The 13922-nt window shown below is 41.9% G+C and carries 12 protein-coding genes and 2 pseudogenes; 2 read left to right on the top strand and 12 right to left on the bottom strand.

Annotation, left to right across the window (positions count from 1 at the left end):
- Positions 1-38: 38 nt before the first annotated feature.
- The gene (locus H8Z82_RS17625; RefSeq protein ID WP_186995648.1) at positions 39-197 is read left to right on the top strand and encodes a hypothetical protein; all 159 of its coding nucleotides are present in this window, start codon (positions 39-41) and stop codon (positions 195-197) included.
- A 355-nt stretch (positions 198-552) separates the two neighbouring features.
- On the opposite strand, the gene H8Z82_RS15765 is transcribed toward H8Z82_RS17625, so the two are convergent.
- From H8Z82_RS15765 to H8Z82_RS15755, 3 genes and pseudogenes are all read right to left on the bottom strand, one after another.
- Positions 553-2238, bottom strand: a complete 1686-nt coding sequence (locus tag H8Z82_RS15765) for a recombinase family protein (RefSeq protein WP_186995645.1) — start codon at positions 2236-2238, stop codon at positions 553-555.
- A gap of 172 nt (positions 2239-2410) precedes the next feature.
- Positions 2411-3253, bottom strand: a pseudogene (locus H8Z82_RS15760) (Abi family protein).
- A 260-nt stretch (positions 3254-3513) separates the two neighbouring features.
- Positions 3514-3663, bottom strand: coding sequence for a hypothetical protein (locus H8Z82_RS15755; RefSeq protein WP_019161015.1), 150 nt, complete (start codon positions 3661-3663; stop codon positions 3514-3516).
- Between H8Z82_RS15755 and H8Z82_RS15750 the strand changes: the two are divergent.
- Positions 3617-4390, top strand: a pseudogene (locus tag H8Z82_RS15750) (nSTAND3 domain-containing NTPase); the annotation flags it as partial. The gene H8Z82_RS15755 and the pseudogene H8Z82_RS15750 sit on opposite strands and share 47 nt — an antisense overlap.
- 193 nt (positions 4391-4583) lie before the next feature.
- Here the strand turns inward: H8Z82_RS15750 and H8Z82_RS15745 are convergent.
- The 9 genes from H8Z82_RS15745 to H8Z82_RS15705 form a co-directional block, all read right to left on the bottom strand.
- Positions 4584-5456, bottom strand: a complete 873-nt coding sequence (locus tag H8Z82_RS15745; protein WP_186995644.1) for an ATP-binding cassette domain-containing protein — start codon at positions 5454-5456, stop codon at positions 4584-4586.
- Between the two features lie 3 nt (positions 5457-5459).
- Positions 5460-6116 carry a transporter gene (locus H8Z82_RS15740; protein ID WP_243176506.1) on the bottom strand — a complete coding sequence of 219 codons (657 nt, stop codon included), beginning with the start codon at positions 6114-6116 and terminating at the stop codon, positions 5460-5462.
- Positions 6113-7183: an ABC transporter permease subunit gene (locus H8Z82_RS15735; protein WP_186995643.1), complete on the bottom strand. Its 1071-nt coding sequence runs from the start codon at positions 7181-7183 to the stop codon at positions 6113-6115. Before H8Z82_RS15735 ends, H8Z82_RS15740 begins: the two co-directional genes overlap by 4 nt.
- 116 nt (positions 7184-7299) lie before the next feature.
- Complete coding sequence (locus H8Z82_RS15730) at positions 7300-8478, bottom strand: sensor histidine kinase (protein WP_186995642.1); 1179 nt, start codon at positions 8476-8478, stop codon at positions 7300-7302.
- A complete protein-coding gene (locus H8Z82_RS15725) occupies positions 8466-9140 on the bottom strand; it encodes a response regulator transcription factor (RefSeq protein WP_019161010.1) in 675 nt (224 codons plus the stop codon). The genes H8Z82_RS15730 and H8Z82_RS15725 overlap by 13 nt, the downstream gene beginning before the upstream one ends.
- 305 nt (positions 9141-9445) lie before the next feature.
- Complete coding sequence (locus H8Z82_RS17620) at positions 9446-9574, bottom strand: hypothetical protein (protein WP_279289731.1); 129 nt, start codon at positions 9572-9574, stop codon at positions 9446-9448.
- A gap of 243 nt (positions 9575-9817) precedes the next feature.
- On the bottom strand, positions 9818-11719 hold the full coding sequence (locus H8Z82_RS15715; RefSeq protein WP_186995641.1) for an AAA family ATPase: 1902 nt from the start codon (positions 11717-11719) through the stop codon (positions 9818-9820).
- 16 nt (positions 11720-11735) lie between these two features.
- Positions 11736-13349, bottom strand: a complete 1614-nt coding sequence (gene mobQ / locus H8Z82_RS15710; protein WP_330608009.1) for a MobQ family relaxase — start codon at positions 13347-13349, stop codon at positions 11736-11738.
- Positions 13350-13480: 131 nt separating this feature from the next.
- The gene (locus tag H8Z82_RS15705; RefSeq protein ID WP_186995640.1) at positions 13481-13777 is read right to left on the bottom strand and encodes a DUF3847 domain-containing protein; all 297 of its coding nucleotides are present in this window, start codon (positions 13775-13777) and stop codon (positions 13481-13483) included.
- Positions 13778-13922: the final 145 nt, after the last annotated feature.

Here is a 13922-nt window from a genome sequence, read left to right as displayed (position 1 = left end):
TTTATCCATTGTAATATTTTTTAAGGAGTGATAAATTTATGAACGCAGTAGGTATCGATGTTTCAAAAGGTAAAAGTATGGTTACAATTCTGAGACCATTTGGGGAGATTGTATCCTCTGAAGTAACGAGAATGCGACGCGCGGTCATTCAAAAAATCCCTTATGTATCCGGACTGTCCTTCTCCTTTTTTCTGTAAATCGGCGGGTCTTCGACACTTGCGAGAAATAAAAATTACTATAAACCGTATAAATGCGGGCTTTTTTACTTTATAGGAAAGACCGCCGAGGGCGGTCTCCTGAGTAAAAAAGACACTCCAGTTCTGGAATGCCCCATAAAAAATAGGGACACCCGCTTTTAACAAGTATCCCTATAATCTATCAATGATCTGATAGCTCTCTATTCATTTTCATATTCAAGATTCTTTGTGTTCCCCGTACCGAGGTCTAACGCAACAACAACGGTTACTTTCTTCACAAGGCTCTTTTCTTTGTGATTTTCACCTATTTTTCTGAAACTGAAAAACTCCACAAAGTACGTAAATTCAAGGATTTCTACATATTTTTCCTTTGTAGCAACACCACAGTCTCAACGGTACTTTCGTTGTCCCAACGAAGTTCCTGTGTCTCCCTGTCTCCAAAATACACCGGAAAACGAAACTTTATGTGCTTCAGGAATCTGCCATCTGGCTGCTCCTGCTCATAAATGTCCACCTGTTCTACAAAACTGTTAAGAAATTCTTTCTTCTCCAGGTCGGTGAACTTATCATATAGTTTATCAAAATATAAAAGAAATTGATAGACGTTTTCTTCTGATATTTTCTGTTGCCGAATATTCAACAGGCGATTCTTTACTTCCTCTATACTGTTCTCCACGCCTTCAATCTCATCATACAAACAGTATAACCTTGTCTCCATATCCTGATATTTCTTCTCATAAAATTTATCCATAATATCCAGACTGTCCATCTGCTGTCCAAGTCTTGCTTTTGCTCCGGTCAACTGCCTGTGCTGCTTTTCCAATCCGTCAATCTCTTTTTCTATTTCTTCTGTATCTATTCTTGAACCAATTTTATTCAGAATTGCTTCTTCAAATTTAGGATTCTTCACCAGTTTCCGAATAACTTCTTCCACTGCATTGTTAATCTTCTCCTCACTCCATTGTTTACGATATCCACATTTATGACCGTCTACCAGACGACGATGTTTACAGGCATAATAGAAATAATCTTTATATAAGGTTCCGTCTTTCTTTTTCTTTCGGTTCACGTTCCCATACATACCGCTTCCACATAACGGACATCTCAATATTCCAGATAAGATATGCTCATGATCCAGACTATGCGTCTTTTCATATTTCACACCTGTTTTTTCCCGTTTTTGATGTGCCAGCTCCCAATCTGTTTCTGAAATAATTCCTTCGTGGATACCATCATGCAGCATATAATTTTCCTGTTTTACAATGCGATATTCATTTCTTGTACCAGATACTTTCTCGTTCTTTCTTCGTCCATAAGCCAGCTTTCCACAGTATACCGGATTATCCAGAACGCCTTTTATAAATGAAGCGGCAAATGCGTCCAGTGTATTATTCTGTCGTTTTTTCTTTTTATATCCATGCTGGTTCAGCCATGCAGCAATCGCAGAGATTCCCATATTGGTATGAATAAATTTATCATAGATCAGACGAATAATCTCTGCTTCGTCTTCTGCGATCTGCAATTCTCCATTTACCAGCTCATAGCCATATGGAGCAAACCCACCGTTCCATTTTCCTTCCCTTGCTTTCTGCTTACGTCCTTCCATTGTCTGAACAAGGATATTCTCCCGTTCGATCTCTGCTACTGCAGATAAAACAGAAATCATCAGCTTTCCGCTATCTTTTGAGCTGTCAATTCCATCTTCTACACAGATCAGATTCACTCCAAAATCCTGCATCCTCTGCAAAGAATTTAAAACATCTGCCGCATTACGACCGAATCTGGAAAGCTTGAACACCAGTACAAACTGAACCTCATCTGTTCCATTCTCAATATTATCCAACATTCTCTGAAATTCCGGTCTGCCCTCTACGCTTTTTCCAGATTTACCTTCGTCTGAATACTCATTTACGATTTCCATATTCTGAAATTCCGCATATCTCTTGAGTTTTTCTTTCTGAGCATCCAGACTGTAGCCATCTACCTGCATGGTTGTGGATACTCTGGTATATATATCGCATTTAATCTTTTTATTCTTCATAATCTTCCTCGCAGTATAACTCCGTTTTATTGTCCCAACTTTATTTTAGTACTTGTTCCAACTTTTTTCAATACTTATTTTCTTATTGACTCATTTCTTTGTCAATCCTATAATTAATACAAAAAATCCTCTAAGACAATAGGTGTTTCACTATCTCTTAGAGGATTTTTCTTTAATTTAAATGGTATCTGGTAATATTCTTCCAATTTTTCGGGAAACCCATTTTATTCAATAATTCAACTTCGCTTATATGCTCTACCTCTCTGTTTACTCGGTCAATCTCCTTTATGAGCTTTCTTTTAAATTCCAAAAAATCTTTTCCAGATAATAGATATCTAAAAGCAATCACCACAGCAAACAGATCTTGTTTTCCTTTTTCATACTGATTACCGCTCTGTGGTAATGAAAGTTTTTTATGAAGCGGTGTATCTGCAATAGCATCTACCGTTCTGTATGTAAACAGTCGTTCTCCTTGCGCACATACATTTCTATACTTAGTAAGAACAGATAAAAACTGCTCCATCTGATGCTGATTCAATGGTTCAAAGTTTTTTGATACTTTTGATTTTAAGGATTGAGGAAATACTCGGAACATTTTTAATAAGTTTCCAAACGTAAGTACATTTGCCAAAACCCATAATGGAATTTCACCATATGTCTTGCGATAATAGTTGATATATGTATAATCTGTGGTCGTTGTTGCCCGTTTCAAGGTCGCTATCAACTTTACAATTGTTGCATGATTTCTTTTTGTATTATTATAATTATTAGCATCCAGGTACTGCTTCTGCTCTGCTCAGTACATTTCAGTAAAATAGTATGACATCAAAGAACACATCTGTCGCTCAATCTGCAGTAAATATTTAAAGAACATCTCTCTAAGCTCTGCATCAAACTTATACAGACTGACTATTTCTTCAAAACTTGTTCCTACTTTATATTTCTTTGTATTCGATATTCTAAAAAGATGTTTATATCCTCCCATAAGAGGAAAATATCCTATTTGACGTAACATCTCTTCCGCATATTCTCTGTCTTTTATTTTTATTCCCTTTTCATCACTGATCCAGGAAACCTGGTCACTAAAAGAAGAGAATTTTTTCGGTGTCTGCATCTCATTTCTCCTTAAAACAAAAGAGGGAGAGACCCGCAGGCTCTCCCCCGCCTGTAGGCTTCTCAAGTTTCTACAGAACGATCACTGAGCTTAGTATACGTCATTTTAAATGTCCTGTCAATACGCCAAAACATTCTTAGCCATACCCGCTCAGAAGTATTCTATGCTGTTTTTTCTTCCTTATTCTGTTTTTCTTCCTCCAACTCCCGGAGGACTTCTTCGCCGTACTTATCAATCATCCGTACCAGAAAATCAATACACCGCTCAAATTCAAGACTGCTTTTTCTTGCAAAACTGATTTCTTTTGGCATGGAACGCCAATTCATCAAACGTAATACCAAAAATCAGAAGCTACTCGCCGGAGGAGCTTTATCCCCCATTGTGCTGGATTATATTATGGATAGTGAGGTTCCGAAACCATGCTGTCATTTTATTGGAAGAGATAAAGAACTGGAAGAATTATATACCATGCTTGAGGAAAACCGTCATGTTTTTCTTTGCGGAATCGCCGGAATCGGAAAAAGTGAACTTGCCAAAGCCTACGCAAAGCAGTACATGAAGCATTACACCAATATCCTTTATGTAGAATATACCGGCAATCTTCATCAGGATATTACTGACATGGATTTTATTGACGATCTTCCGGAAAGCACTGAACAGGAACGGTTTCAAAGACATAACCGTTTCCTGCGTTCCCTGAAATCTGATACTCTGCTTATCATAGATAATTTTAATGTCACTGCCACACAGGACAGCTTTCTGTCAGTAGTATTAAAATATCGCTGCCAGATTTTGTTTACAACCAGAAGCAAACTGGATGAATACTGTACTCTGCCATTAAAAGAAATATCAAATATGAACGCTCTCTTCCAGCTGGCATCAGTATTTTATTCAGAGGCAGACACGTACCAGGCAACAGTTGAAAAGATCATCGAAACTGTTCACTCTCATACTTTTGCTGTGGAACTGGCAGCAAAACTTCTGGAAAATGGAATCTCGACTCCAGACCAGTTATTAACAAGACTTCAGGTGGAAAAAGATGCACTTGCCAAGATAGAAAATATCTCTGCTGACAATGCTCGCCTCGTTTCTAACCGTTCATGCCAACCTTGGAGGACTTTACCGCATGAACGGTTATCCCGATCTTGCAAGAGAACACATGGAAAAAATCTATCCGGTCTTTTAACAAAATAAGCATAATTTACGGCGGGCAACTTGCCCGCCGTTATATTCAACTATTCGTCAAATAAATATATGCATCTTCCAAAGTGATATCATTATCCAGGACACAATTTTCATTTGGCTTTCCTTTGCTTAATACTTTCATATGAATTCCATTTTCTACATACTGCTTAGATGATATAGAATAATTGGCTTCTAACAAACGGGCTTCTTCTGCATTTTGTACCGTACAATTCCAAACACAGCCCTTTGCATTTTCCAGCAATCCACTCACGCTTCCGGAATATAAAAAACTTCCTTTTTTCATAATGGCAAGCTGTGTACAGGTTGCTGCTAAATCTTCTACTACATGAGTGGAAAACAGCACCGTTCTATCCTTTGAAAAATCAACCAGAAGATTGCGGATCCTGATTCTTTCTTCCGGATCTAACCCAGTTGTTGGTTCGTCAATAATCAAAAAATCCGGATTATTAAGAAGTGCCTGTATGAGTCCGACACGTCTCTTCATACCACCAGATAATTGCCGCATTTTTTTATTCTGATGCTCTGCAAGAGAAGTCTTTTCCAGATAATAGGTAATTCTTTGTTCGAGGTCATTTCTGGATACTCCTGACAGTCCCCCCATATATACAAGACATTCTTTCACCGTAAGATTCGGATATAAGTCGATTTCCTGTGGAAGATAACCAATCTTTTTCTGTATTTTCTCATAATTTCCCTCGTTATACAGAATTCCATCAAGGGAAACCATTCCTTCCGTTTGTTTTAAAACGGTTGTAAGAACCCTCATCAAAGTGGTTTTTCCAGCACCATTCTCACCCAAAAGTCCGTAAATTCCCTTGGGTATTTCAAGAGATGCCTTATTTACTGCAACTACACCATTTTTAAATCTAACTGTTAAATCATTTATTCTAATACTCATAATCTATCCTCTTTTCTTTAAAGCCATTGGTAATACTGCAAATAAAAACAGCCCCGTTATAAAAGACACAAGCGTTCCATAAATCCAACTCTCGGACATTAATTGAGTAGGTTCACAAAAGCTGAAAGAAAACAATCCCAGATTTCCGAAAAATGAACTTCCCGCTTTTGATATAAGTCCAATGACAATTCCAAATAAACATCCAATACCTGCCCACATATTTCGAAGCAATGTACACAAAATCACAGTGCATATACTCCAAAACCAGATAGTTCCAAACATTGCAATGAAATATAAAAGAAATATCTGAATACCCGAAATGCCTTCGTTTACACTGCCCGGTTTTTGCCAGAAAAACAAAACATATCCAACACAGGAAAGTATTAATAAATATAATATTTGAACGCACACTCTCTGTGATATTACTTTTAACTGCTTTTTTTGATCATACAAATGAAATACATCGGCACGCTTACTTTTTACTTCCATCAAATATGTGTCACTACAAAAAATAATTGTTAAAAATGCTATTGGAGACTGAATCGCTGAACCGATTTCTTCATAGTATATAATCGGATGAATAGCACACAATATCAGTATAAATGCACATGAATAAAAAATCTTATATAACGACAGGCAGTTTTTTAGTTCCGTTTTCAATGAACCCTCCTCCTTTTCCAGATTGTAACAGAAATACATACTAATATAACTGATGAAATTACAAGAATAATCTGATTTATGTTTGACATTTTGGCTACATGTGTTTCAAAAAATCTGCCAGGGAATCGCACCATAATAGAGAACGGTCTCATATAATAAATATCATTCTTCATGGTCAGCATATTTGAATATATAATGTGTAAAAACAAGATTGGTGCTGCCGGAAGCGGATTTTTAAATATTAATGCTGTAATTGTATAGACACAACATATCATCAAAAGATTCGGAACAATATAGATCAGAGAATTCACGCAAAAATCAATTGGTGTTACTGGAAAGCCCGATTCTAAAGACGTTTTCAAACACAGCATAAAGAATATAACATTCAAAATCACTAATACTCCCAGCATACTAATGAATCCGCTTATTACTTTCCCACATATATATTGGATTGCCGTAACAGGCTTTGTATGTAATAATTCATAGGTACTTTTTCGTGTATCCTGAATAAATAAAAATGATAGCAAGACTGTTGAAAAAAAGGCCATATGCAATCCTGCAAAATCCGTAAATTTTTTGGCAAAGTACCAGGAAAAAGAATGTTCGGATAATTTCCGCTCGATATAATGATTGATTTCTTCTGCTGTCCCCTTATGAATTTCAAGGTCCTCATAAGCATATATTGCATTATAATAGCCATATTGGGATTCCAAAAACTCAGAAGCAGTCTTTACATCCATATTCTGAATTTCTTTCATTACATGATCTGCTTCCTGCCTGCTAAATCCAAAACCATTTTGGGAGGTGTCCATTAACGTCTCTTTGATCGTATCTTCCCACTCCCTTCTTCTTTCTTTATCATCAGATGTGGGAATGTACCCATCCATGACATCAGCATCTTCCAATGCTACGTCATTTTGTGTGATCTGTTCATTCTGTTTGATATAATGAATTTGCAAATACGATGACAGACATTGATACATACTGGCAACTATAATAATCAAGCCAATCCACAAAACAGGGTTCTTTAAATAATCAAGTATACTTCTTTTTATGATTGTTTTCATTGTATCTCTTCCTTTCTTTATTTCTTTAACAACATCATACAAATCAATTCTCAATAAATTCACAACAAAAAAGACTAAAACCACTTTATTTGTGATTTCAGCCTTATAAAGTATTTTTATTCAGCTTTGAAAAGAGCTTCTACATGAGCACCGCCTTGTCTGGCATTATATATTTTCAAATTTCCTCCATGCTTTTCACAGAAAATACGAGAAATATACATACCAAGGCCAAAATGCTTTAAATCATCTTGTGGATTCTTATGATAAAATGGTTCTGTTACTTTTTCCTCAGTATCCACAAATCCTATTCCATCATCTTCAACAGAAATTATAAGAAAACCATCCTTTTTCTTTATCTGCAAAACAATACTTTTTTGTGCATATCGAACCGCATTTTCCAGTAAGTTGTCTGCCACTTCCATGACAAGTTCCTCATCCACTTTCACAATGTTTTGTTCCTGCACTCTTTCTACCTTACATAATTTACTTTCCTTCTTGGACAGCATGGCAGCTTCTGCCTCAATCTTTTTTGCCAGTTCCGATAATTCTATCTCTGAGCATTGCAGTTCCCTCTGTTCTAAATGGGACATTTTTCTCATGTTTTCCGTGAAATGCTCTATACGGTCAATCTGATACATGCCTGTTTGTAAGATATCAATAACATCCTCTGTTTTTATACTCTCAGCAGAAACAAACTCTAAGAGCATTTCCTGATACCCACGCAATATGGAAAGTGGAGAACGTATATCATGTGCAATTGCATTCCGCAAAGCCTTCTCGTCATCAATCATTCGCCACATCTTTCTGTTGTTATCTGCTAAATCACTTCGCATCATTTCAAATTCTTTACACAAAGTTCCCATCTCATCTTTATTTTCATAGGACACATGAAAATCCAGTTCATTATCTGCAATCATTTGTGAGGCATCTTTTAGTTCCTGTAGAGGTGTCTTTAACTTATTTTTATAAAAAAGGAATACCGCAGCAACACTCCCAACAATCGAAAAAATCAGTACCGAATATGTTTCCATAAAGTCACACATTTCCGAAAGATGATAGTCCAAACGATTCATCTGCGATTGATTAGGTCTTGATATCTCAATCTCGTATTTCTTTCCATATTGCTGAAACACGTCCGTATAATCTGCATAATCAATATATTTTTCCCATATTTTATTCTGCATATTTCTTGCAAAATGAACTGTAAATCCAGATAGCAGAAATGCTGCCGTTAAGCTGATCACAAAATAAAGCAGAATTGTTTTTTTCAGTGACAAGTTTCTTATTTTTTCCATCGGTATCCAATCCCCCATACAGTTTCTATGTATTCTTTTTCTGAATAATCCGCTATTTTTTTCCTTATACGCCGTACTAATTCCGTTATCGTTCTACTGTCCCCTTCCGCATCATATCCACAGACTTGTGCATATATACGTTCTTTATCAAACACCTGCCCTGGATGCATGGATAAGAATTCAATAATCTGATATTCAATTTTTGTGAACTCCATCCTGTGTCCAGCTATAGCTACTATTTTTTCAGAATAATCAATCAGCATTTCATCCATGAAACGGTATTCCGTTTTTTGTTGATGCCTTTCTTCTCTCTTTATGTTTGTGGCAATCCTTGCTTCCAACTCCCGAAGACTAAATGGTTTCGTAATATAATCATCCCCACCCGAAAGCAACCCATTAATTTTATCATCTTCATCAACTCTTGCTGTTAGAAACAAAATCGGACATAACACTTTACTGCGTATCAGACGACATACTTCAATCCCATCCATACGTGGCATGTTGATATCCAATAAAATAATATCCGGTTTCATTTTTATTTTATTTAATGCTTCCATTCCATCTGTAGCCGTAATGGTTTCATATTGTTTCATATTAAAATAGCTACAAAGCATTTTCACCAATTCTTTATCATCATCGACAACTAAAATCTTGTATTTCATCCAAACCACCTCCAGTATCCATATTATACGATAAAAAACAATGAAATCACAACAAGAGTACATGAAGAACGTAAGCACAATATATCTTTTTTCTCAATTCCTGCTCAATTTCCCCTCAACGCCTTTTTCCTTCGATCTTCGTATGCTTATCTCACAGCAGAGCAGTACCACACCGGTACGACCTGCTGAATCAATCAATGCGAAAACAGAGATGTTTTTTTATGCAGGTGGGACAGCAAAAACCTCCTGTGGCTGATTGCTTTCACAGAAGGTCTTATTTGTTTATGCTGTCACATTTTCATTTTTCAGATATGATTGTCTTTCTCACACACCAACCTTTCATAATCCAGAAATCCTCGAATATACATTTCTTTTTCCATAATCCCTTCCATGGAATTTTTCGCTGAAATAATTCTGTCCAATGCCTGCCACATCTCCTGTCCGTCACCTCTGAGGACTGGTTCCAGTATTTCTATGTAATGATGAATTTCTGCTTCCAGAGAAAACGTCTCTGGATCGGATTCAAGAAATTATTTTCAAACACAGAATCCATATATGGCTCTATGTCCTTGGCATTTCCCCATGAAGCGTTTTGTCAAGTGCTTTTTTGAGTTATTGACGCAAATTATCGTGAAAGTGCGAAAGTGCAAAGCGCAAAGGGTCTGCGTTTTGCACTTTCAGCTTGCGGGTTCGGGTGGCTGCTTCTTCTTGATGAAGTTGTACCATTGACCGCCGACACGCCTTGCGCCTAAAATGCCGCCCATGTTGCGCTTGGCGTTCTGTACCGTCCTCTCGGATATTCCGGCTTCGGCTGCGGCTTTTACAATGTCCTCGCTGGCAAGCTCTTTCCCGTCTGCAAGCAGGTCAAGTATCAGCCGTTCCGCCTGTTCGGTCTTGGTGGCGGTGTTGCCGCCCGCACCGGATAGCAGTTCATCAGCGGTTATATCATATTCGCCTATCCACTCAAAACCTGTGTCGGGGTCAAGGCAAAAGGCTATGGACTTGCCCTCCGGCGCAAGGGAAGATTTGTCATGGACGATAACGCGCACATTCGGCTCACGCTTCACGCGCCCGATTAAAAGCACGCTCCGGGCGGCGGCTCGGAAGTCGATAGAACCTAATCCCCGGTACGCGCTCTGTCCTCCGGCTGCTTTGTTCAAATGCCCGATAAGGATAACGGCACACCCGGTACGCTCCGCAACTTCGGCAAGGCGGCGGAAGATAGGGCGCACTTCGTTAGCCTTGTTCATGTCGGCTTTGTCGCCCATGTACGCCTGTATGGGGTCAAGGATAATCAGCCGCGCCCCGTTCTGTACGATTGCTTTCTCTATGCGATCGTCAGATAGGGTAAGCTCCCGTTTTGCTTCATCAATCACAAGCACCCGGTCAAGGTCTGCGGCGGCTTCTATCAAGCGGGGCTTGACGGTATCACCCAAACCGTCCTCGGCGGTCTGGTAAATCACTTGGAATGGCGGCAAGGGCTTCATTCCCGGCAGCGTTCCCCCGGTGGTGCAGGCGGCGGCAAGGCGTAGGGCAAAAGTGGTCTTGCCCTCGCCGGGATTGCCCTGCACAATGGTTACTTTCCCAAAGGGAATATACGGCTTCCATAGCCATTCAACGGTCTGTGTGTCAACCTCGCTCATGCGGATAATCTCAACGGTTTCTTCCTGCGGCGGCTCTTTCAAGCCGTAGATTGCTTCCCGCAAATACTTCCCGTCTGTGATTTCTGCCCGGTGCTGCAATACCTCGTTCCAGTCCTTGAAAAGAGGGATAAGCCGATGGACGGTCAAGCCCTCCGGCACAAGCTCTGCAAGGCGGCTGCAAGCGTCGTTTCCGGCTTCGTCGCTGTCAAGGCAGAGAAAAACGATCTTGATGTTCGGACGGTCAGAGAGAAAGCGCAACAGGGCTTTTTCTCCCATGCCGCCCAACGCCAGATAGCTTTGCTTCTGCCAGTCCTTTTTGAACAGGCAGAGGAAAGATAAGAGGTCTATCGGGGCTTCAAAGACAAACAACCTTTCGCCCTCGCCACGGTAGCAGAAGTTAAAGGCTTTGTCGCTGCCTTTCACATCAAGCCGAAAACTCCCGGCTGTGCCGCGCTGATGGGCGTATCGCGGTATGCCGCTTTCATCTCTGCCAACGAATACGGCGTTATGGTGGGCGGCTTCCTCGTAAATATCCCCGGTGGAAAAGAAAAAGCCCGTCACATCTTCATCAATGCGGCGGGCGGCTGTGAGGTAGTTCCTCGCTGTTCTATTGTCGCTGTTTGGGGGCGGTAGCCGGAAGTCGGATAGGAACGCGGGGCTTGGTCTGTCCGGCGGCGGTGCTTCGCCTTTTTCTCCTGTGAGAAGTTCAACGGCTTCGGTAAAACTCTTTCCGAAAAACTCCATGACAAAATCAATGGGTGCGCCGCCTTTGCTCTGGCTGTGGCGATACCATTTGTTTCCCCGGACGGTCAAGCTGTCGTGCCGTTTCCAGCGGTATTCATTTCCGGTGCGGGTAAGCTGCTCGCCCTGTGATTGCAGGAAAGAAACAAGGTCGGCTTGGTTGGCGCGGTCTATTTGTTCTTGGGTGTAATACATAAAAGTTCAACTCCTTTCAGCGGTCTATATCATGCCGCTTGGTGCGGCTCTGCGTCTGCTCCGGCTGGTCGGCGCGGAGTGCAATATCCACGCACCTGCGGATTTTTTGAAGCTCGGCAACCTCGGCGCGGGTATCTTTCAGCGTGTCATATTCCGCTTCTCGCTGTGCTTTGAGGGCGGTATATTCTTTCTCCCACGCGGAGATCGGCAGGGTTTTCACGCCCTCCGGCAAATGGGCATGGAGATAGCGGTTTGCCGCGTCCCATAGGGTCAGCTCGGCGCGGTGGGCTTCCTCGTACTTGTCGCGCTTGTTTGTCCAGCCGTTTTGCAGCTTTTTCAGCTCATCGTGAATGGGCTTGTACTCTGTATAGTTCTTCCCGTATTCAATTAGCTTTTGCAGCTTCTTCATGCGTTCCTCGGCGGTTTTCATTCCCTCCCGGATTGAATAGGCTTTATCGCTGACAGAGGAAAGGGAAGCGTCCAGTTCATCAAGATTAGAGATACCATGCTCGGAGAGATAGTTGACCGCTGCCGCTATGGTTTTCAGTTCATCGGCTGTGTGCTGCTGTTGCCAACTCTGCGAATACTTCCGGCTCTTTTCTCTCTGAACGCTCAAATACTTCATCAACAGATTTGCGAGGTTGGGAGATTGCGGCGGCTGTTCCGGGGCGGTTTCCCGCGCTTTGAACAGGTCGGCAATCCATTCTTTGAGCTTTCCAATCTGCGCCCGGATTTCCCGGATAAGGCGGTTTGCCTTTTGGATATTTCGGTTCAGTTCGCCTTTCTCGGTGGCGATACCTTTCTTCTCCATCTGGCAAGCCGCCACGCCCATGTGGACGGTGGGTATCTCGTCTATGCCGCGCTCGGCGTTGCTGCGGTGGTCGATGCGCTCCGGGCTTCCGTTCCTCTCCAAAAAGTCGTTGGTAAAGTCAGCCCACGCCTTGCGCCACAAGAGGGTGTTGTCCTTGTCGTTCCAGCCTGTAAGGTCAATTTTGTGCGTCTTGTATCTGCCGCTTGGCAAGCGGATACGCTCGCCGTTCTCGTCAAGGTCATATTCCTTTTTGGATTTCGCCGCCCATGCGCCGCGCTCGTCAAGGGGGCGCATGGTCAGCATGATATGACAATGGGGATTGCCGCTGTCGGTGTCGTGAATGGCATAATCAACGCACATTCCTCTGGAAACAAATTGAGAGGAACAGTATTCCCGGACAAGCCGGATCTGTTCCTCTCTGGATAACTCAATGGGGAGTGCTGCGTCAATCTCTCTGGCAAGCTGGGCGTTCCCGGCTTTCTCGTAAAGCTCCACGCTGTTCCACAAGGTTGAACGGTCAGAAAATGAGGGTGGTGCGTGGGGCGGCAGCATGATTTCTGTATGGACAACACCGCCTTTGCGGGTGTAGTCATGTGTCATTCCGTCCCATTCGTTTGTCAGCTTTTCTCCGCTTCGGTAGGCGGCTGCGGCAACGGCTGATTTGCCTTTTCCTCGGCTCACAATGCCGATGTTCCAATGGTAAATGGCTATGGGTATCACCTCCCGGATAGGATAATAAAACCCGCAAAAATGGTACAGACGCCAACGGCGGGTGTACTGTTTTTGTGGGTGTGCAGGGATAGCCGCAAAGCGGCGCAAGGGGTGCAGCCCCTTGTTGCGGCAAAGCCGCCATATCGGAGCGCGGGGAAATCTCCCTGTGCGGAGATGAGCCCTCGGCAGAGCGCACACGCCCGTAAGGGTGTATAAGTGCGCCCTTTGTTCCAAAGGGATTATTCTGCGTTTCCGTCCTCGGCTCGTTTTTTCAAAAAATCCTGTGCTGGCTCGCTCGTCAGGGCAAGCCGGAAAAAGGTCTGCGCATCCTCGTCCGGCATGGCAATAAGCTCCGGCACAAGGCTTTCCATGAAGCCGCCGCGCTTGCAAAGCCTGTGGTTTCTCGCCTTGCGTTCCTCGACGGATAGCTTCTGCTTGATGATTTTCTCCCGGTTCTCAAGCTGCCGGATTTTCTTCTTTCCGTCCTCAATCTCGACTTGCAGCTCCTCGCGGGTTTTCTCTCTTGGCTTTGTCATGGTTGGTCGCTCCTTTCTGCCTGTCGGCATAGAAAAAGGACAGTCGATTTTCTCGGCTGCCCTTGTGGGTGGCTATTCAATTTTAGTCTGCTGTTTTCAAATATATAAAATAGCTTGCTGTTCCGCCATAGCCATTTTCAGTATT

This window comes from Blautia difficilis (assembly GCF_014297245.1).
GTDB lineage: Bacteria > Bacillota > Clostridia > Lachnospirales > Lachnospiraceae > Blautia_A > Blautia_A difficilis.
Note: the sequence above shows the minus strand (reverse complement) of the source record. Positions and strands in the feature narration are given on the sequence as shown.